Source organism: Vibrio sp. S9_S30, assembly GCF_014694455.1.
Taxonomy (GTDB): domain Bacteria; phylum Pseudomonadota; class Gammaproteobacteria; order Enterobacterales; family Vibrionaceae; genus Vibrio.
In genome coordinates this window covers 254679-275539 of the sequence record NZ_JAAUWT010000001.1, presented here as the reverse complement: position 1 = coordinate 275539, position 20861 = coordinate 254679, and the positions used below count along the sequence as shown (strand labels likewise).

Annotated in this window: 21 protein-coding genes; 11 read left to right on the top strand and 10 right to left on the bottom strand. The window is 46.2% G+C overall.

Annotation, left to right across the window (positions count from 1 at the left end; all coding sequences use genetic code 11):
* Nucleotides 1-2: 2 nt before the first annotated feature.
* The gene (gene mrcB, locus HC752_RS01255) at nt 3-2366 is read right to left on the bottom strand and encodes a penicillin-binding protein 1B (protein ID WP_190333267.1); all 2364 of its coding nucleotides are present in this window, start codon (nt 2364-2366) and stop codon (nt 3-5) included.
* Entirely contained in the window at nt 2363-4825 is a 2463-nt protein-coding gene (gene hrpB / locus HC752_RS01250) for an ATP-dependent helicase HrpB (RefSeq protein ID WP_190333266.1), read from the bottom strand. Before hrpB ends, mrcB begins: the two co-directional genes overlap by 4 nt.
* 194 nt (nt 4826-5019) lie before the next feature.
* Here hrpB and sfsA point away from each other — a divergent pair, with 194 nt between their 5' ends.
* From sfsA to panC, 7 genes are all read left to right on the top strand, one after another.
* Nucleotides 5020-5775, top strand: a complete 756-nt coding sequence (gene sfsA, locus HC752_RS01245) for a DNA/RNA nuclease SfsA (RefSeq protein WP_190333265.1) — start codon at nt 5020-5022, stop codon at nt 5773-5775.
* 89 nt (nt 5776-5864) lie between these two features.
* Nucleotides 5865-6314, top strand: coding sequence for an RNA polymerase-binding protein DksA (dksA, locus tag HC752_RS01240; protein ID WP_190333264.1), 450 nt, complete (start codon nt 5865-5867; stop codon nt 6312-6314).
* 53 nt (nt 6315-6367) lie between these two features.
* Entirely contained in the window at nt 6368-7276 is a 909-nt protein-coding gene (gluQRS, locus tag HC752_RS01235) for a tRNA glutamyl-Q(34) synthetase GluQRS (protein WP_190333431.1), read from the top strand.
* An 81-nt stretch (nt 7277-7357) separates the two neighbouring features.
* Nucleotides 7358-8707 (top strand): polynucleotide adenylyltransferase PcnB, encoded by a 1350-nt coding sequence (pcnB, locus tag HC752_RS01230; protein ID WP_342029446.1) that lies wholly within the window; start codon nt 7358-7360, stop codon nt 8705-8707.
* Nucleotides 8704-9189, top strand: a complete 486-nt coding sequence (gene folK, locus HC752_RS01225; RefSeq protein WP_190333263.1) for a 2-amino-4-hydroxy-6-hydroxymethyldihydropteridine diphosphokinase — start codon at nt 8704-8706, stop codon at nt 9187-9189. The genes pcnB and folK (HC752_RS01225) overlap by 4 nt, the downstream gene beginning before the upstream one ends.
* 23 nt (nt 9190-9212) lie before the next feature.
* Nucleotides 9213-10007 (top strand): 3-methyl-2-oxobutanoate hydroxymethyltransferase, encoded by a 795-nt coding sequence (gene panB, locus HC752_RS01220; protein WP_190333262.1) that lies wholly within the window; start codon nt 9213-9215, stop codon nt 10005-10007.
* Nucleotides 10008-10016: 9 nt separating this feature from the next.
* Nucleotides 10017-10904 (top strand): pantoate--beta-alanine ligase, encoded by an 888-nt coding sequence (gene panC, locus HC752_RS01215; RefSeq protein WP_190333261.1) that lies wholly within the window; start codon nt 10017-10019, stop codon nt 10902-10904.
* A 142-nt stretch (nt 10905-11046) separates the two neighbouring features.
* Here panC and HC752_RS01210 read toward each other — a convergent pair whose 3' ends face one another.
* The 3 genes from HC752_RS01210 to HC752_RS01200 all read right to left on the bottom strand — a co-directional run bounded on the left by HC752_RS01210 (nt 11047) and on the right by HC752_RS01200 (nt 14519).
* Nucleotides 11047-11817, bottom strand: a complete 771-nt coding sequence (locus HC752_RS01210; RefSeq protein ID WP_190333260.1) for an ABC transporter permease — start codon at nt 11815-11817, stop codon at nt 11047-11049.
* A gap of 4 nt (nt 11818-11821) precedes the next feature.
* Complete coding sequence (locus HC752_RS01205; protein ID WP_190333259.1) at nt 11822-12733, bottom strand: ABC transporter ATP-binding protein; 912 nt, start codon at nt 12731-12733, stop codon at nt 11822-11824.
* Nucleotides 12734-12860: 127 nt separating this feature from the next.
* Nucleotides 12861-14519, bottom strand: coding sequence for a SulP family inorganic anion transporter (locus tag HC752_RS01200; protein ID WP_190333258.1), 1659 nt, complete (start codon nt 14517-14519; stop codon nt 12861-12863).
* Between the two features lie 287 nt (nt 14520-14806).
* Here HC752_RS01200 and can point away from each other — a divergent pair, with 287 nt between their 5' ends.
* A complete protein-coding gene (gene can, locus HC752_RS01195) occupies nt 14807-15472 on the top strand; it encodes a carbonate dehydratase (RefSeq protein WP_190333257.1) in 666 nt (221 codons plus the stop codon).
* A 102-nt stretch (nt 15473-15574) separates the two neighbouring features.
* On the opposite strand, the gene HC752_RS01190 is transcribed toward can, so the two are convergent.
* From HC752_RS01190 to folB, 3 genes are read right to left on the bottom strand one after another with little or no spacing between them, the layout of a single operon-like run.
* A complete protein-coding gene (locus tag HC752_RS01190; protein ID WP_190333256.1) occupies nt 15575-16378 on the bottom strand; it encodes an undecaprenyl-diphosphate phosphatase in 804 nt (267 codons plus the stop codon).
* The gene (folK, locus tag HC752_RS01185) at nt 16375-16869 is read right to left on the bottom strand and encodes a 2-amino-4-hydroxy-6-hydroxymethyldihydropteridine diphosphokinase (protein WP_190333255.1); all 495 of its coding nucleotides are present in this window, start codon (nt 16867-16869) and stop codon (nt 16375-16377) included. The genes HC752_RS01190 and folK (HC752_RS01185) overlap by 4 nt, the downstream gene beginning before the upstream one ends.
* Nucleotides 16866-17225, bottom strand: a complete 360-nt coding sequence (gene folB / locus HC752_RS01180) for a bifunctional dihydroneopterin aldolase/7,8-dihydroneopterin epimerase (RefSeq protein ID WP_190333254.1) — start codon at nt 17223-17225, stop codon at nt 16866-16868. The genes folK (HC752_RS01185) and folB overlap by 4 nt, the downstream gene beginning before the upstream one ends.
* Nucleotides 17226-17338: 113 nt before the next feature.
* Here folB and plsY point away from each other — a divergent pair, with 113 nt between their 5' ends.
* Nucleotides 17339-17944: a glycerol-3-phosphate 1-O-acyltransferase PlsY gene (gene plsY, locus HC752_RS01175; RefSeq protein WP_190333253.1), complete on the top strand. Its 606-nt coding sequence runs from the start codon at nt 17339-17341 to the stop codon at nt 17942-17944.
* On the opposite strand, the gene HC752_RS01170 is transcribed toward plsY, so the two are convergent.
* Complete coding sequence (locus HC752_RS01170; protein WP_190333252.1) at nt 17941-18756, bottom strand: alpha/beta fold hydrolase; 816 nt, start codon at nt 18754-18756, stop codon at nt 17941-17943. The genes plsY and HC752_RS01170 overlap by 4 nt on opposite strands.
* Before the next feature lie 153 nt (nt 18757-18909).
* Nucleotides 18910-19929 (bottom strand): tRNA (adenosine(37)-N6)-threonylcarbamoyltransferase complex transferase subunit TsaD, encoded by a 1020-nt coding sequence (gene tsaD, locus HC752_RS01165; protein ID WP_190333251.1) that lies wholly within the window; start codon nt 19927-19929, stop codon nt 18910-18912.
* Nucleotides 19930-20137: 208 nt separating this feature from the next.
* On the opposite strand from tsaD, the gene rpsU reads away from it, so the two are divergent.
* Both rpsU and HC752_RS01155 read left to right on the top strand, forming a co-directional pair.
* Nucleotides 20138-20353: a 30S ribosomal protein S21 gene (gene rpsU, locus HC752_RS01160; RefSeq protein WP_001145625.1), complete on the top strand. Its 216-nt coding sequence runs from the start codon at nt 20138-20140 to the stop codon at nt 20351-20353.
* 25 nt (nt 20354-20378) lie between these two features.
* Nucleotides 20379-20822 (top strand): GatB/YqeY domain-containing protein, encoded by a 444-nt coding sequence (locus tag HC752_RS01155; RefSeq protein WP_190333250.1) that lies wholly within the window; start codon nt 20379-20381, stop codon nt 20820-20822.
* The last annotated feature ends 39 nt before the right edge of the window (nt 20823-20861 follow it).

The window sequence follows — 20861 nt, the reverse complement described above, 5'->3', positions numbered from 1 at the left end:
TATTAGTCAAACAAGCTACTCAGCCATTTTGTCGGTCCACTTTTGCAAGCCTCACGTGCGTCCCCTTTTTTATCCCAAACAGGAAGAGTGAACGCTTTGTCACAATCGACTTTTAACTCTCCACCCGGCTCAAGCGCAAACCCTAAGGTGGTAATTTGTGCTGGCCACGGAAGAATTAAGGGCTCTGGAATGCGATTTTGCAAATACTGGTGGTACACCCGCAGCGCACCACTTGCTCCCGTTAGTTTGGTGGGTTTGTTATCATCTCGACCAAGCCAAAGCGTCACCACTTCACGCCCATCGACGCCCACAAACCAACTGTCACGAGTATCATTGCTGGTGCCCGTCTTTCCTGCGAGCATCATTCGGCTAAATTGACCTTGCAAAAACCGCCCCGTCCCTTCAGCAACCGCTTTCTTCATCGCATAAGTCGTTAACCAAGCCGCTTGTTGCGAGACTCGCTGCGAGACTTTTGGAATGGAACGATACAGGACGTTCCCATCCAAATCTTTGACACTTCGAAGCGCACTCAAAGGCGCTTTTTTGCCAGAATTGGTCAGCGTTTGGTACATCTGAGCAACTTGGTAAGGTGTTAAAGAAAATGATCCAAGAAACATCGACGGCACCGGACGAATCTCCTGTCTATCTACGCCTAATTTTTCAAATGTGTCCATCACTTCAGGGATACCCAATTTCAGACCCAGTTTTACCGTGGGCACATTTAACGATTTCGCGAAGGCCTGATACAACGGCACGTCACCGCGAAACGTTCGGTCGTAATTTTTGGGTGACCACACGCTCCCTTCACTGCCTTTGAGAGAAAATGGCGTATCGTCTAAAGTTGTGGCTAACGTGTATTCCGATGGGTTTTGTAGCGCAGTGAGATACACGGCAGGTTTTGCCAAAGAACCGATGGGTCTTGACGCATTCAACGCCCGATTAAACCCGTCGTATCCCGTTCGCTTACCCCCTACCATGGCGCGAATTTCTCCGCTTCGTCTGTCCACGGCGATGCCCGCTGCCTCCAGCCCTTTCCCCGCGAGCAACTCCAATTGAGGAATTTTGGTTTTCACGGCTTTTTCCAGCTCAAATTGCGAAACGGGATCCAAAGAGGTAAACACATTAAGCCCCGTCTGCTTTTGAAATGCATCGCCCACTTTTTGCGCTAACTCACGACTCACTTGTTGAAAGTAGGCCGGCTGGCGACTGGCTATTTGCGGCTTATCTTGCGTATCTAAGTCGCGGCTGGCCGCCATGTCAAACTGATGTGACGTCAGAATGTCATGCTGCATCATCAACCGTAACACCAAATCTCGGCGCGCTTTCGCTCGTTCAGGTTTCCGTACTGGGTTGTAATAAGAGGGACCTTTTACCATCCCCACCAACAAGGCAATTTGGTCAATACGAAGCTCTTGCAAAGGTTGGCCAAAGTACAATCTCGATGCCAAACCAAAGCCATGGATGGCTTCACCACGGCTTTGACCTAAGTACACTTCATTCAGGTAAGCTTCTAGGATTTCATCTTTGCTGTAACGATAATCCAATATAAGCGCGATATAAGCTTCTCGAACTTTTCGCCAGAGTGTCCGTTCACGAGATAAAAACAAGTTTTTCGCGAGCTGCTGGGTCAGAGTGCTCCCCCCCTGCACTGTACGGCCGGCTTTTACATTTGCAACCAAGGCTCGGAGAATCGCAAACGGGGATACGCCTTCATGTTGGTAAAAATCTCTGTCTTCTGTCACCAATAAGGCGTCGACCAACACCTCAGGGAATTGCTCTCGTTTAAGGAAAAGCCGGTTTTCTTCCGTATTTGCCTCTAGCATCCCAAGCATTTTGGGGTCGATTCGTAAATAGCCCATGTCTCGTTCGGATTCGAGCGATTGGATTCTCTCCAAACCTTGGTCATTGAAATACAACATCACATGGCGTGAGGCTTCTGGACCATCTTCAAATTCGAAATCACGACGGATTAATTCAATTTTTGTCGATGAAGACGAGTACTCCCCTGGGTTTCGAGGAGCACGAACTTTACGATAGTTGAGTACGTCCAGCTCTTTGCGAAGCTGTGGTAATGTCACGGGGCTTCCGGGGTTCAACGTCAACACTCGTCCATAGACGACGGTGGGTAAATCAAATAGCTGCCCTTCAAATTTCTGGCGAACAACACTATCAAGGTAGATACCGACAAACACCAACACCGCAAACACGGCCACCGTTGTTTTCCACGTCAGTCCCCAAAGGGTGCGTAACCAACCTTTTGACGTTTTCTTTTTGGGTTTACTTTGGCGAGAGTGTTTTTTGGGCGCGCTCTTTTCAGCCGTCGTTTTTCTTGTCGTTCGCCCTGACGTTTTCTTTTTGTCTGTCATGAATTCAACTGTCGTTTGGTTTTCGTTGTCGCCACATGGTTAGCCGGATCATCCGGCCAAGGGTGTTTAGGGTAGCGCCCTTTCATTTCTTTTTTTACTTCGTGATACGAGCCCTGCCAAAATGCCGCCAAGTCTTGCGTAATTTGAATCGGTCTTCGAGCCGGAGAAAGCAGCTCTAGCACCACTGAAACTCGCCCATTGGCTATGGTTGGTGAAGCTTGTTCTCCAAACACCTCCTGCACTCTTACTGAAAGCATTGGCGGCTTCCCTTCTTGGTACTCAATTTGGCGGCTTTGCCCCGTAGGCAGTGTATATTGCTCTGGCAACCACTCATCGATTTTCTGGTTCAACGGCCACCCTAAATAGGCAGTGAGCGCTTGATGCATATCGACCTTTTTTAGGGTCTTCATGTTAGAAACACCGTTCATAAATGGCAACAACCACTCTGTCAGATTATCAATCAGGCCCGAATCTGAGACGTCAGGCCACGCTTCTTCTGGAAGCCATGTCTTACAACAAAGAATACGTTGAAGTAGACGTTGAGATTTGTCCGACCAAGGCAGAACATGCGTGCCGCTTTCACGTATGTAATCCAGCAGTGCATTGGATTTTTGTTGTGCGGTGATGTCTTGGGTCGGTTTACTTTCCAGCACAATAGCACCAATTTGCTGCCTTGCCTCTGCTAACAGCTCCCCTTTCTTATCGTCCCAATACACATAAGTGACTTGATTCACTTTATGTTTTGGGACGACATCCAGCGGACAAGCAAGATAAATTTGGCTGTCGCTACGATGACTTTTCATCAGATCCACCACGACCAAATATTCACTTTTCTGCAATGAAGACAATGAATCGACTTGCGCGCCATGACCATTCGCCAATAAGTAATGCTCACTTCCCATCCTTCTTTGCCGTGCTATTCTGTCGGGGTACGCCCAACAAAGGCAGAGACCTGCAAGCGATTCATCAACGTGCCCTTTAATATCCACGTTCAACCGAGAGGATAAACTCGACATTCTGGTTTGCACTGTCTTTTGCTTTTGATGGTGACCGTCTTTAAAACGCTGCAAGGCATGCATCACGTTATCACCTTGCCGCTCTGGCTCTTCTATCAAAGCCGTTAACGTTATCGCACACTGAACATAGGCTGAACCTTTCGAATAGGCTTTTAATAACATGGCGGCTGTCCTTGGGTCGGTTCCCAACGCCTGAGCCTGCTTCCCTAGGTCAGACAACGCACCGGATTCATTCAATAAATCAAGCTGACTAAGCAACTCTTTGGCTGAAACAACCGCGGCTTTTGTCGGGACATCAAGCCAATGTGAGTGGGAAAAGGTTCCGCTCCCCCATTGCAGCATCTCAAGCAGCACAGGAGACAAATCGCTCCGAAGGATTTCAGGCTCTGGCATTTTGGGCTGCTGTAGGAGCTGTTGTTCGCTGTACATGCGAACGCAAATGCCAGGCTCAAGCCTGCCCGCTCGCCCAGCACGTTGATGAGCTGAGGACTGTGCAATCCTTTGCTGCTCTAATCGAGTGATGCCTGTTTTCAACTGAAAGCTGGCAAAACGCTCTAACCCGCTGTCAATAACAATGCGAATCCCCTCAATGGTCAAACTGGTTTCCGCAATATTCGTTGCTAGCACAACTTTTCTTCTTCCTTGCTCAGGAGGGGAAATAGCCTGTTGCTGCTCAGCAAAGGTTAATTGACCGTACAACGGGAAAACATCAACGTGAGCATCCCATTCGCCGAGCCATTCCATTACTTGGTTGATCGCCCCCGCCCCTGGCAAGAAAACTAAGAGGGATCCGGATTCACTATTAAGAAGAGTACGAATTTGTTTTGCTACCGCGCTGGCTAGCCTGTCATTCGGCAAAAGCGGCGCATAGCGGTATTCAATCGGGTAACCTCGCCCTTCCGATTCGATGTAAGACGCCGAGGGCAAGAGCTTCTTTAATGACATTTCATCCAAGGTCGCCGACATCACTAACAATGTGAGATCGTCTCTAAAGACCTCTTGGATCTCCAAGCAAAAAGCCAAACTGGTGTCGGCGTGGATACTGCGTTCATGAAACTCATCAAAAATGATCATTGCAACACCATTCAGCTCGGGATCAGACTGAATCATTCGCGTTAAAATGCCTTCTGTGACCACTTCCAATCGAGTGTTTTTGCTTGATCTCTTTTCCCCTCGCACACGGTAGCCAACGGTCTCACCCACCTTTTCACCCAGCTGCTTCGCAAGATAAGTGGCAATGTTCCTCGCTGCTAATCGCCTAGGTTCCAGCATGATAATTTTGCCTTCCACCACGTGTTGCTTAAGCAGTTGCAAAGGCAAGTAGGTTGATTTCCCTGCCCCTGGTTCCGCTTTAAGCACCACTTGGTGTTGTGTGTTTAATGCAACCAACAATTCAGGAAGAACGGTTTCTATTGGGAGCGGTAACTTAGAGGATTGTGACAATGGGCGATCCTTGTGCTGTAATGGCTTCGGTCTGCAAACCGTATTCTTGATGCAAGGTGAAACATGACACTCGCGTATTTTCTAATTATGCGTTTTTAGCATCACACGCTTTTAACATCACGCACTTTAGAATAATGTGAGTGCTCACCAAAGCATTGTACATAATAACAGTACCCAACCCCAAACGACGACTTATGGAATTTACCTCACCTTTACAACGTGCCACGCTGATCAAAAGATACAAACGCTTTCTGGCAGATATTGAACTGGATGACGGTTCCGTCACCACCATCCACTGCGCCAATACCGGTGCAATGACGGGTTGTGCCGATCCCGGCAATACGATTTGGTATTCCACCTCCAATAATCCGAAAAGAAAATACCCATGCAGCTGGGAGCTATCACAAAACGCTCAAGGCGATCTGATCTGCATCAACACCGCCAAACCGAATGCTTTGGTGGTTGAAGCCATCAATCAGGGGCGAATCCCCGAGTTAACCGGATACGACTTATTAAGAACCGAAGTGAAATACGGCAATGAAAACAGCCGTATTGATGTTCTATTAGAAAGCGAAGATCGCCCGAAGTGCTATATTGAAGTGAAAAGTGTGACTTTATTGGAGGAAAATGGACAAGGCTATTTTCCAGATGCCGTCACAACGCGAGGACAAAAGCACCTTCGCGAGTTGATGGAAGTCGCAAAAAATGGAAGCAGAGCCGTACTTTTTTTTACTGTTTTACATACCGGTATTGAAAAAGTCTCTTCAGCACACCATATAGATGCGAAATATTCACAACTGTTAAATCAAGCGAAAGAAAGTGGCGTGGAGATATTGTGCTACAAAGCCAGACTCTCTGAACGTGAAATGCAACTGACTCAAAGTGTTGAATTTATCAACAATCATGAAAAATGTTGCAATCTTCACAATGACAAAGCTCTAGTCTTGTGAGTCATTGCCACCAGCTTTTCTTTCTGCTATAGATACCCGCCTTAATTTGTCTGCTGGTCAGTCAAAAAGGTGTAAGTAGGAGATGCTGTATGCCAGAAAGTACCAAAAGAAAAACGCTAGGCATCCTAGCAATTGCAGGTGTTGAGCCTTACCAAGAAAAAGCAGGTGAAGAGTACATGTCACCTGAACAGATGGCTCATTTTACAAAAATTTTAGGCGCTTGGCGTAATCAGCTCAGGGAAGAGGTCGATCGCACTGTACATCATATGCAAGACGAAGCATCAAACTTTCCAGATCCTGTTGACCGTGCTTCTCAAGAAGAAGAGTTTAGCTTAGAGCTACGTAACCGAGATCGCGAACGTCGTTTGATAAAAAAAATAGAAAAGACGCTTGATAAAATCGAAGAAGACGATTTTGGCTTCTGTGAATCTTGTGGTGTTGAAATTGGCATCCGTCGCTTAGAAGCTCGCCCAACTGCCGATTTATGCATCGATTGTAAAACGCTTGCTGAAATGAAAGAAAGACAAATGCAAGGCTAATATCAGCTCAGCAAAAGCAAGGATAAAAGGGAGCCAAGTCGCTCCCTTTTTTGATGAATACCATGAGCAAATCCAATTACATAGGGCGCTTCGCCCCATCCCCATCGGGTCCACTTCATTTTGGCTCACTGATTGCCGCTTTAGGCAGCTATTTCCAGGCTAGGTCTCAACATGGCAAGTGGTTAGTTCGGATGGAGGATCTCGATCCGCCTAGAGAAATGATTGGCGCAGCTGGTTTGATTCTTGCGACCCTAGAAAAGTACCATCTATTTTGGGATGACAAAGTCATTTATCAAAGCCAACGCCACGATGCTTATCAGGCACAAATTGAACAGTGGCTAAAAGATGGGAAGGCCTATTACTGCGAATGTAGCCGCAAACAGATTAAAGAAGCGGGTGGCTTTTATCCTGGAACATGCAGAGCAAAAAAATTAACCAACAACCCACCTTGCGCTGTGCGGCTGACCATGACTCACCCCGTAACCGAGTTCAACGATTTGCGACACGGTTCAACCCCCATCCCTGCCTCTTTAGCGCGAGAGGACTTTATTATTCAGCGCCGAGATGGTTTATTTGCTTATAACCTTGCGGTTGTATTAGACGATATTTATCAGGGCGTAACGGAAGTGGTACGCGGTGCCGACTTAATTGAACCTACAGGTCGCCAAATCAGCCTCTATCAGATGCTCAAAAAAACGCCAGTTCAGTATTTACACCTGCCGCTAGCCGTTGATGACTTAGGAAATAAGCTCTCAAAACAGAATCGTGCAGAGGGCATTAGCCAAGACAATCCCAAACCTGAAACATTGTTAGCAATGAGCTTCTTAGGTTTTGATATTAAAAAAGAATTAACGCAAGCTACTCAAGGTGAAATACTGCAATGGGGTATCGAAAACTGGCACCTAAAACAGCTGCCAGACAAGATCAAAATCACATCCCCATTCTCAAACAGGGGCAGCTAAGCTATTATTAGCCGCAATTTTTGAGCACAAACGTAATAGAGGTGGGCTATTTTTAGTCAAGTTACTCGCTTTTGCCGTAAAATTCTTACCAGCAAAGACCAACAAAATAGTCGCTCAAACGGAGAAATTACTCTGAATATTATTACACGAGAAGAGCACAATATTTCTCGCAAACAGATAAGCGACAACGCACTGAAAGTGCTCTATCGCCTGCATAATGCTGGATACGATGCGTTTCTGGTAGGTGGAGGTGTACGAGACCTTTTACTCGGTGAACAGCCAAAAGATTTTGATATCGCGACTAACGCAACACCAGAACAAATCAAAAACCTATTTAGAAACTGCCGTTTAATTGGTCGACGATTCCGCCTAGCGCACATTATGTTTGGGCGAGACATCATAGAAGTTGCCACCTTTCGTGGCCATCATCAAGAACCAGCGAAAAACGTTGCTGCGCAGTCTAAAGAAGGCATGCTGCTTCGTGATAACGTATACGGCACCATAGATGAAGACGCAGAACGTCGTGATTTCACGGTCAATGCCATGTATTACAGCATTGCCGATTACAGTATTCATGACTACGCCGGTGGTATTGATGATCTTGATGATGGACTGATACGCCTAATTGGTGACCCTGAAACACGCTATCGAGAAGATCCCGTTCGAATGCTGCGTGCTGTTCGTTTTGCCGCAAAATTGGACATGGATATCTGCGAAGGCACCGCCGCTCCAATCAAAGAACTGGCGCATCTGCTCCAAGACATCCCCGCTGCGCGGTTGTTTGAAGAATCGCTGAAATTGCTGCAATCAGGCTACGGATTGGAAACCTACCACTTATTACGTGAGTACGACCTTTTCCAACCCCTGTTCCCTGACATTGCTCGGGAATTTACGGAAGAGCAAGAAAGCCCAACCGAAAAAATGATTGAGCTGGTGTTGGAATCAACAGACAAGCGCATTCAAGATGGTAAGCGAATTAACCCTGCCTTCATGTTCGCAGCGTTACTTTGGTACCCACTGAATCAACTGGCTAACCGATTGATGGAAAAACACAATTTCGCTTACTATGATGCCATCATGGAAGCCAGCAATATGATTCTAGATGAACAAGTTAGAAGCCTTGCGATACCGAGACGCCATACCGCAACCATTCGAGAGATATGGCAACTCCAGCTGCGCTTACCAAGACGTAATGGTAAACGAGCAACGCGCTTACTGGAATTGAACAAGTTCCGTGCGGGTTTTGATTTCCTTGAAATGCGTGGTGAGGTTGAGCAAGGTGAGACCAAAGAATTGGCGAAATGGTGGCAAACTTACCAAAACGCAGGGCGCAACATGCGCCAAGCCATGGTCAACGAATTAGGTGGCTCAAATACTGGGCAGAGCCGACGCAAAACGTACAGAAACAAAAAAAGAAAGCCGCAGGAATGATTACCGTATACATCGCTGTAGGCAGCAATTTATCTGATCCGGTCACTCAGGCAAAACAGGGAATCGAAGCGCTTAAAAACATTCCAAACTCTGAATTAGTTAGCACTTCATCCCTTTACAGCAGTACGCCTATGGGCCCGAAAAATCAACCCGACTACATCAATGCCGTGGTTGAAATAAACACCAGTTTGACGCCGATTGAACTTCTCGATTGCACTCAAAAAATTGAACTTGAGCAAGGGCGTGTCCGTAAAGATGAACGATGGGGACCAAGAACCCTCGATTTGGATATCATCTTATTCGGCAATGAGGTGATCGATTCAGAGCGTCTCACCATTCCTCACTACGGAATGAAGGTCAGGGAATTTGTTCTCTACCCACTCGCTGAAATCGCACCTAGTTTAACTCTCCCTGATGGGACGCAACTGCAGACATTGTTGAAGCAAGTTGACCGTAATGGTCTCAACATCTGGTCATCGTAAGTTGCCCCTAATAAGGATATAAAATGAAAAACGTCACTATAAATACGCTAATGACCTGGAAGCAAGAAGGTCAAAAATTCGCGACATCAACAGCATACGATGCCAGCTTCGCCCAATTGTTTGAAGAACAAGAAATGCCACTGCTTTTGGTTGGGGATTCATTGGGTATGGTACTTCAGGGTGAAAGCTCAACATTGCCTGTCACTATTGATGATATGGCTTACCATACTCGTTGTGTCCGCGCTGGAAGCCCAAACAGCCTTCTGTTGGCTGACATGCCCTTCATGACTTATGCGACCCCTGAGCAAGCTTGTGAAAATGCAGCGAAACTGATGCAAGCAGGGGCAAACATGGTCAAAATTGAAGGTGGAACATGGCTCGCTGAAACCACCAGCATGTTGACAGAGCGTTCTGTCCCTGTCTGTGCCCACCTTGGTTTGACGCCCCAATCTGTCAATATTTTCGGCGGTTTTAAAATTCAAGGTCGTGATGCTGAGCGTGCCGAGCAAATGGTGCAAGATGCGATCGCACTCCAAAACGCCGGAGCACAACTTCTGATTCTGGAATGTGTTCCAGCCTCTCTTGCCAAGCGCATTACCGAAAGCTTAACGATTCCAGTGATCGGAATTGGTGCCGGCCCAGATACGGACGGTCAAATATTAGTGATGCATGATATGTTTGGTATTGCCGCCAACTACATGCCAAAATTTTCTAAGAACTTCCTAGCGGAAACTGGTGATATTCGTAAAGCCATTACGAAGTACATGGACGATGTACAAAATCAGATTTTCCCGGGTGTCGAGCACACCTTTGAGTAAGGAAATATAATGCAAGCTTTCACTGATATTGCCTCCCTTAGAGAACAAATCAAGCAATGCAAACGCGATGGTCGTCGTATTGCTTTTGTTCCTACCATGGGCAACCTACACGAAGGTCACCTTACGCTCGTTCGAAAGGCTCGTGAGCATGCCGACCTTGTGGTGGTCAGTATTTTTGTTAACCCGATGCAATTTGAGCGTACAGACGACTTGAATAACTATCCGCGCACGCTTGAAGAAGACTTGAGTAAGCTAAACGGCGAGTCGGTCGAGTTTGTATTTACGCCGACACCAGACATCATGTACCCGGAAGGTCTCGATAAACAAACTTGTGTCGAAGTGCCCGGGCTGTCTCATATGCTTGAAGGCGCTTCTCGTCCAGGTCACTTCAAAGGCGTATCGACCATTGTGACGAAGTTGTTCAACATTGTTCAGCCAGACGTCGCATGCTTTGGCGAAAAAGATTTCCAGCAACTTAGCATTATCCGCCAAATGGTGACCGATCTTGCTATGGACATTGAGATCATCGGTGTGCCTACCGTGCGGGAAATGGATGGACTGGCGATGAGTTCTCGTAATTCTTTGCTCACCATTGATGAACGCCAGCGAGCTCCTGTGGTTGCTCGCACCATGCGTTGGATCAGCAGCCAAATTCGTGGTGGGCGAGATGATTACGCCTCTATTATTGAAGATGCCAACGATCAACTGCGTGCTGCCGATTTGCAGCCGGACGATATTTTCATTCGAGACGCTCAAACGCTTCAGCCCATTACCAATGAATCGTCTCGGGCGGTCATCTTAATGGCTGCATATTTAGGGAAAGCTCGCTTGATTGACAATCAAGTGTTTGAACTGACAAATGATGCGAAAGAAAGTAATGAAGACAAAAGTGCGTAATCACTTTTTCTCTTAACCTTTAGGCTCATTCGAGAGCAAAAAATGGGTCGCTCAGGCGACCCGTTTTTCTATCTTATTTTTCAGGTGTCATTTCTATTTTCAGGTGCGACCTCTATTTTCAGGTGCAGTCTCTATCTACCGATTAACTCCGCAACCCAATCCCTTTCGCCACGACGTAGTGTGCCACCGCATATAATCCTATGATAAATACACCTAATACCCCAAAAGACGTCGCAATGCCTACATCCGATACACCTAAAAAACCATAACGAAAGGCATTCACCATATAGACAATTGGGTTGATTTTAGAGACGCCCTGCCAAAATTCTGGAAGCAAGCTGATCGAGTAAAACACACCACCCAAATAAGTTAATGGTGTTAAAACAAAGGTAGGAATAATTGAGATATCATCAAACGTACCTGCAAACACCGCGTTGATTAGCCCCCCAAGCGAGAACACAACAGAGGTCAAAAATACGGTGGCAATTATAATGCCCCAATGCTCAACTTGCAGATCAACAAAAAACAGGGAAACCAATGTGACGATTGTCCCTACCAACAAGCCGCGTACCACACCTCCCATCACGAAACCGACAATAATCACATAATTAGGTACAGGGGCGACCAACAATTCCTCAATATTTCTTTGGAATTTTGAGCTGAAAAATGAAGAGGCGACATTGGAATAGGAGTTCGTGATCACCGACATCATGATAAGACCAGGAACAATGTACTCCATGTAGGAAAATCCCCCCATCTCACCAATTCTGGATCCAATCAAGCTGCCAAATATAATGAAGTAGAGCGTCATCGTGATGGCGGGCGGAACCAAGGTCTGTATCCAGATCCGCATAAAACGATTCACTTCTTTTGCTAACAGGCTTTGGAACGCCGTCCAATACAGTTGATACATTTCCTTACCCCTGCTCTCTTACAATGGTCACAAACAGCTCTTCCAGTCGATTGGCTTTATTGCGCATTGAGAGCACATGGACACCACTTTCTGTCAGTTGAGTGAATACATGGTTCAACCCTTCTGTTTTCTCTAATTCAATCTCCAAAGAATCGTTCACCAATTTCTGAGCATTAACCCCAGTAAGTGCTGGCACTTTAGCACCATGTTCTAAATCGAAAATAAAGGTTTCGACATGAAGCTTATTGAGTAACGCTTTCATCGTGGTGTTCTCAATCAATTCACCACGATTGATAATGCCAATATTGCGACACAACATCTCGGCCTCTTCTAAATAATGCGTGGTCAATATGATAGTAATACCTTGTTCATTGATTTCTTTTAGGAAATCCCACATTGAACGCCGTAATTCAATATCCACACCCGCTGTGGGCTCATCCAAAATCAGTAATTGAGGCTCGTGCATCAACGCCCTGGCAATCATCAGTCGACGCTTCATCCCTCCGGAAAGGTTTCGTGATCGCTCTTCACGCTTCTCCCATAAATCAAGCTTTGTCAGATACTTTTTAGCGCGTTCTTTGGCTAAGCTTTTGCTAACGCCATAGTAACCCGCTTGCTGCAATACAATTTGCTCAACCGTTTCAAATTGGTTGAAGTTAAATTCTTGCGGGACCAACCCTAAATTTTGCTTAGCTAACTCAAGATGTGAATCAATATCGTGCCCAAAGACTTTCACTTTCCCTGAACTTTTGTTGACAAGAGACGAGATGATACCAATGGTGGTGGACTTCCCTGCCCCATTCGGACCAAGCAGTGCGTAAAAGTCGCCTTTCTCGACATTCAAACTGATGCCTTTTAACGCCTCAAACCCACCTGCATAGGTTTTTCTGAGTTGTTCTATTTCTAATGCATACATGCTTACCGCACTCATTTCTAATGATAATCAAAAAGAAATGCTAACGATGTGTCCACATTTCAAGGCTATCGGTCAAATAAAAAGCGCAGCTCATCGGCTGCACTTTTCTCTGTTGTTTCCAACTCGGTTATTCATATTCGGCTTTTCGAACGTATTTCACTGCCGATTTTAAAGCTTCATAACGGAACGAGAACGTATTGCCATCGTCCACCAATTCAAGCACATGGAACTTCTCAAGCTGCTGACGAGTCTGTTCATTCGGACACAACAAATACACCTCGCACTCAGCATCTTTCGCATCTTTAATGGCATTTTCTAACGCCAAGCCAACCGTCACATCGATCATAGGTACATCCGTCAAATCCAAAATCATCACTTCATAATCGGAAATGCTGCTGTGCTGGCGCGATATCGCCTTCGAGACACTGAAAATCATGGGACCAGACAGATAGAAGAACAAAACTTTGCTGTTCGCGCTATCAAGCAATTTTCTCTCACTGTCCGTCAACGGCACATCATCTTCATCCGCATCACTGATGGCCTTTACTTGACGAGCCTGCTCACGGCTCAGCCTTTCAATAATAATGATATTAGATATGAAAACGCCAAGCCCTACCGCCACAATCAAGTCTACAAACACGGTGAGGAGCATAACACCGTACATGATCGCCATCCCCTGCACACTGACTTTGTGGGCTCGCTGAATGAAACTCCAATCTAAGATATTAAAGCCAACATACACCGCAATACCCGCCAGAACCGCCATTGGAATCGGTTCAGTCAACCCACTCGCCACCAGCACCACTAACGCAAGGACAAGCGCACGTATTACACCAGATAGAGGTGATCGTGCGCCAACTTGAATATTGGTCACGGTACCCATGGTTGCACCCGCACCAGGTAATGCACCAAACAAGCCCGAAATCATGTTGGCTAACCCTTGACCACGCAGCTCTTTGTCGGAGTCATGCTCTTTACGAGTCAATGAGTCGCCAATAACAGCCGTCAATAGGGTATCAATACACCCTAACGTGCCCAGCACTAATGCATCGATCACCATGGTGGTAAAGACGTCAACGTTAATGGTTGGTATGACAAAAGAAGGCAAACCAGCCGGAATTTCACCGATACGTCGAATGCTATCAAAATCGAAAAAGAGCACGGAAAGCAGCGTGACCGCCACCAAAGCAACAAGTTGAGCAGGAACGTAACGACGATATTTTTTAGGGAAGAAGAATAAGATGCTCAGTGTCAGCACCCCAAGGAACAGTTCACTGAACTTCATTCCCGACACCATTTCGGGCAAGGCACTCAGTGTACCAGTGACGCCCCCCGATGGCGCAGGATGACCAAGCAATGGAGAAAGCTGCAAAATGATGAGTATCACACCTATGCCCGACATAAAGCCAGATATGACACTGTAGGGCATCAGCGTAACGTATTTACCCAACTTGAGCGTTCCAAGCATGATTTGAAACGCGCCTGCCATCATGACAACGGTAAACGTCAGCGCCATACCGCTTTCCGGATATTTCGCGGTCATGGTGGTTAATACGGCCGTCATAATAACGGTCATCGGTCCCGTGGGTTCCGAGATCAGACTCGATGAACCACCAAATAAAGCGGCAAATAAACCAACCAATATGGCTCCCCAAAGCCCAGCTTCAGCGCCGGCTCCAGACGCAACCCCAAATGCGAGTGCCAGTGGCAGTGAGATAATAGCGGTCGTGACACCACCAAACACATCCCCTTTTAGATTCCAATCCGCGAATCGATTTCCAGTCAAAATATTGCTCCTGCATGAATAGAAATGCGGGCGAATTCTACCATCGGGCGATTCAAATCACACGACCAATTCACCATGTCATTCTGAATGCGACCTCGGATAATTTATAAATCCAATGCAGACGTTTAGCATCAATGCTTACGAGATATGAAAAAAGAGTAATAAAACATTTCGATAATTAACAAAATGCTAATCAGACCAGTCACAAAATCATCAAGAACATTGATTTGAAAGAGGTATGAGATGTCAAGCTTGTGTATAGTGGCGCAAATAAAAAGGAAATGCGCATGCCGGATATCAAACAGCTATTTAACAATAATTCTTCTTGGGCCCAAACCATCAAGTCTGAAAAACCTGAGTTTTTTATCAATCTAGCTGAAGCCCAGCACCCCGAATATCTTTGGATAGGCTGCTCTGATAGCCGTGTACCTGCCGAACAGCTAACGGGGTTAACTTCTGGCGAATTGTTTGTGCATCGCAATGTCGCCAACCAAGTGATTCATACCGATCTCAACTGTTTATCCGTTGTTCAGTACGCTGTCGATGTGCTCAAGGTAAAACACATTATTGTTTGTGGACACTATGGTTGCGGTGGCGTGAATGCAGCCATAGAAAACCCTCAGCTGGGGCTGATTAATAATTGGTTACTGCATATCCGAGATTTGTATCTAAAGCACAGAAACTGGTTGGGTTGCCTCCCTCGCGAAGAATGGGCAAACAAGCTGTGTGAAATCAACGTTGCTGAGCAAGTCTACAACCTGGGTAACTCTACCATCATGCAAACGGCGTGGGAGCGTGGGCAGGACGTTCAAATTCATGGCTGGATCTACGGGATAGGTGATGGCGTACTCAACGATTTAGGCGTTCGTTGCCACAGCAGAGAGTCATTGGAAGTGTCTTATCAGGCATCTATTGCGAAAATTTTAAACGTGAAAACCAAAAACAACGACTGATCAAAATCCTTTCTGCGTAAATACTGAACGAACCTCATTACCAACAAAAAGCGGTTGGCTTACCAACCGCTTTTCTATAACGCATTACTCAATAGTTATTTTTTAGTTCATTGATAGAAACACGATCAAACCAAAACCAAGAATCAGACGGTAGATAACAAATGGTGTCATCCCCATTTTGGAAATGAGTTTCAAAAAGAAGTGGATACAGATGTAGGCACTGATGAACGAGGTCACAATACCGGTCAACAGGAACCCTATATGAACAGGCTCACCACTGGTGACCAATTTCATACCAAGATAGCCACCCGCCAATGTGATGATTGGAATCGACATTAAAAATGAAAAGCGCGCGGCAGCTTCACGAGTAAAGCCAAGGTACAACGCTGCGGTGATCGTTGCTCCTGAGCGCGATGTCCCAGGAATCATCGCTAAGGCTTGCGATACTCCAATGAAAACGGACGTCTTCCAGTCCGCTGCGTATTCATCATTTTTCAGCGGAGCCTTTTTATCCACCCACCACAACAGCAAGGCAAAAACGATGGTTGTCGTTGCGATAACCCACGCACTGCGCAAGTAGATTTCGATGATGTCCTTCATAAACAAACCAAACACGCAGGCAGGAATTGTGGCAATCACAATCATCCATGCCAGTTTGGCTTCTTTGCTTCTGTCGCCTTTAAAAATGGACGCAAACAATGCGGCAAAAAGAGTGACGACTTCTTTGCGAAAATAAATCACAACCGCAAGTAATGTCCCTACGTGAACGGCAACGTCAAATGCTAAGCCCTGATCTTCCCACCCTAAAATAGCTGAAGGCAAAATTAAGTGGGCAGAACTGGAAATGGGAAGAAATTCTGTTAGACCTTGGATAAGAGCCAACATAAAAGCTTCAAAATAACTCATTGATTAAAACCGCTATCTAAAGGATTCACTGGAATCAGTGAATCTAAATTATCCATTGTTTGCCAAACCTGTGCGACAGTTCTTCCATCATTTGGAATCACTAAATGAGGGCAGAGCTCATACATAGGCTGAATAACAAACGCGTATTTATAGATGTCTTCGCGAGGTAAAGATGGTGTACTGGAAACGACATCACCATACAAAATGATGTCCAGATCTAACGTACGATCTTGCATCTTTTGTGCGTCAGGATTTCTCCCCCAACGTATTTCGGCTTCTCGTAGCTTAACCGCCAAATCAGACAGTTCTAACGGTGTTTTCATCTCAACAACGAGGTTATAGAAAGGACGACTTTCAAATCCAACCGAAGCACATTCATAGACAGTGGAAACTCGCAATTGTTCGCCGATTTGACGTAACTCTGACACCGCAGCTTGGACGTGCTTCACTGGTTCTATGTTTGACCCTACACCTATGTAGGTGGTGATCATACGAGACCTCGCTCGATCACCACACCCACACTTTTCGCTTGTGGAACGGCCCCCGGTTTCGCTAAGCGAATTCTTACCCATGGTACGGAAAACTTAAACATGATCAGTTCTGCAACTTCTTCCGCTACGCGCTCTACCAACAAAAATCGACCATTCTCAATGTGTTCCAATACTGCCCCACTCACTTGAGCATAATCGAGGGCATCAGCAACATCATCGCTCTTTCCGGCTGGCTGGTTATCGTGCGCCATTTCGATATCGAGAACCAATTTTTGTTTTATTTCTTGTTCCCAGTCGTAAACCCCAATCGTGGTAATCACTTCCAATTGTTCAATGAATACTTTATCTAAAGCCATTATTCTTCCTATGTCTTTTTACAGGTCGGATACCCATTTGAGGTAAAAACCCGTAGAATATACTCGATTTTCCCAGCCTAATCAGCATTACTTTTGGCAAATTAAGGACAAGCATGACCCCCACCGCACTCATCATGATCATCTCTGCCTATATGTTGGGCTCGATCTCTAGTGCGGTTTTAATTTGCCGTTTATTCCGAATTCCCGACCCTCGAACGACAGGCTCCCACAATCCGGGGGCAACCAATGTACTCCGAAGTGGCTCTAAAGTTGCGGCACTCTCTGTTTTGCTGATTGATATGCTCAAAGGCACCATCCCTGTATGGCTAAGTTGGTACCTTGGCGTCGAGGATGTCATTTTGGGCATGGTGGCAATCGCAGCTTGCCTAGGGCATATGTATCCGCTGTTTTTTCATTTCAGGGGGGGGAAAGGTGTTGCAACGGCATTGGGCTCAATGGCGCCCATGGGGCTGGGTTTAATGGGAATGTTGATGGCAACATGGGTAACGGCTGTCTTTTTCACCCGATATTCTTCTGTGGCATCCATTTTGACCGCACTCATTGCACCACTTTATACATGGTGGTTTAGGCCGGAATACACGTTCCCTGTTTCGATGTTGTGTTGTTTAATTATTTTACGTCACCATCGAAACATTAAGCGTTTATATGACGGTACGGAACCCAAAGTGGGCGACCGCACCTCCTCTTCCAAAGCTTAGCTGTAGACTTTATTTAAGAAACTAACCAGCTTCTCATTCACAAAGCTTGGTTGTTCTAAGTTACTGATATGCCCGGCATTAGGAATAACGGTTAATTCACTGCCTGTAATGGCATCTTGCATCAAATACGATTCAAAGACAGGTCTTGGCTTATCTTGATCTCCCACCATAATGAGCGTGGGTAAAGCAAACTTCTCGATATCTTCAAACTGATCACGACGCCCAAACACAACGCGTCCTACCTGAGCCACGTCAATGGCGGCTTGCCCTTGCAAGCGAGAAAGTGACTGACGGAAATTAGCGACCAGTTCCGGATTTTCCACTTCAGCGTCTTTGGCAAAAAATAAAGGCACGACCGCCTCCAAGATAGGTCCAGGAATCGATTGGGCGAGCGCAATACCATCCAACATCCCAAAATATTTAGCATGAGTAATTTCGGGTTCAAGCCCCACAAAAGAATCCATGATCACCAATGATGTAACTCGAGATGGGGCTAATGTGACCAGTTCAGCCCCCCACATTCCACCAACAGACAGCCCAATAATACTGAACTCGCCAATGTCTAAATTATCCATTAATGACAGCACATCTGCCGCATAATCTTGAAGCGTGGAAGTTTGTTGTGGCAAAGCTTGGGATTTACCGTGAGCCCACAAATCTGGCACGATGCAACGGTATTGCTGGCTCAACACCTCGATTTGAGGTGCCCACATAGTGCTGTCCCACAGATAACTGTGTCCAAACAGTAACACCGGGCCTTGGCCCACATCTTGGTAATGCATGGTTTGACCATGACGAGTGAAAGTAGGCATAGAATTCCTTTAAAAAATGCGTACCCAAGTAACACTATGTTTGCAAGTAACATTATGTTTGCAAGTAACACTATGTTTGAAGGAAACTTGGGCACTGACAGGACAGAAACGACCAACTTATCGGTAGGTCGTGACGGATGAAATGTTAAGTGACTAAGAATGAATGGGCTCTAGCTGATCAATTGGCCAACGTGGTTTGGCTGAAACCGACAAATCTGCCACTTCATCATTCTTGAGACGCTGCATACCGGCATAAGCGATCATGGCGCCATTGTCGGTACAAAACTCCGTACGTGGGTAATACACTTCCCCACCCATTTTATTGGCTAACGCTTCGAGATCGGCACGCAACTGTTTATTGGCACTCACACCACCCGCAATAACAATACGCTTCATACCCGTTTGTTCTAGTGCTCGCTTGCACTTAATCACTAAAGTAGCGCATACCGCTTCTTGAAACGCGTAAGCAATATCGGCGCGAGTTTGCTCATCGTTATCATTCGCTGCTATCGTATTCGCTGCGAACGTTTTTAGACCGGAGAAACTCATGTCCAATCCAGGGCGATCAGTCATCGGACGTGGGAATTTGAAACGACCCGGCGTGCCCTTTTCCGCCAAACGAGAAAGCAATGGACCACCAGGGTAATCCAACCCCATTAACTTGGCTGTTTTATCAAACGCTTCACCCGCTGCATCATCAATCGATTCACCCAGAATCTGGTACTCACCAATGCGCTTCACTTCCACCATCATGGTATGACCGCCAGAAACCAGCAGAGCAACAAAAGGAAAGGGAGGCGGGGTATCTTCCAGCATTGGAGCCAGCAAGTGTCCCTCCATATGGTGAACAGGAACGGCAGGCACTCCCCATGCATAGGCGACACTGCGACCAATTGTAGCCCCGACTAGCAGAGCTCCGACTAATCCGGGACCCGCCGTGTAGGCAACGCCATCAATGTCTTTTGAGGTTAAGCCAGCTTCTTTTAGCGCTTCCTTGATCAGTGGGATGGTTTTCTTCACGTGATCTCGGGAGGCAAGCTCAGGCACAACGCCACCGTAGTCGGCATGCAGTTTCACTTGGCTATATAGCTTGTGACTTAAAAGTCCTTTATGGTCATCGTAAATCGCGATGCCTGTTTCGTCGCAGGACGTCTCTATACCTAAAATGCGCATTACGTTCTCAGTATTAGCTAGAATTGCAGCAAGTTTACCGCTACGAAAAAAAATTAACCAGTTCTGACGGCGATAATACTTTACAAAGGGTAACTGATCAGATTAAAATTCCGCACCATTTTTGATCAAGCTGGTTAAAGACCCTTCAGACGACTGATGGGTTGGTAAGGTACCAGCATTAACGAATAACCCCTGAGGTGAAAGGCATATGCCAGTAGTTAAAGTACGTGAAAACGAACCGTTCGACGTGGCTCTACGTCGTTTTAAGCGCTCTTGCGAAAAAGCAGGTATTCTTTCTGAAGTGCGTCGTCGTGAGCACTATGAGAAACCAACTACAGTTCGCAAACGCGCTAAAGCAGCAGCTCAAAAGCGTCACGCTAAGAAGCTAGCTCGCGAAAACGCACGTCGCGTTCGCCTGTACTAATAACTTGCTCCACAAGGATTAAGTTATGGCTCTAATTGATAAACTCAAAGATGAGCAAAAATTAGCGATGAAAGCCAAGGACAAATTACGCCTTGGCACTATTCGTTTAGCCCTATCAGCCATTAAGCAACGTGAAGTCGATGAACGGATTACTCTGTCAGACGACGATATTATTGCTGTGCTGACCAAAATGGTTAAACAACGTCGCGATTCAGTCGCTCAATTTGAATCTGCTGGTCGTCACGATCTTGCAGACGCGGAGAGAACTGAAATCACGGTACTAGAGGACTTTATGCCTCAACCGCTAACCGAAGAAGAAGTAGCCGCATTGATTGATGCTGCTATTACTGAATCGAACCCTGCGGGCATGCAAGACATGGGTAAAGTGATGGGTGTTCTAAAACCGCAAATTCAAGGGCGCGCAGATATGGGTAAAGTCAGCGGACTCGTTCGCTCTAAATTGGCTTAAACCCAAATCAAATTGCAACAAGCCGTGCTACCCTCTGGA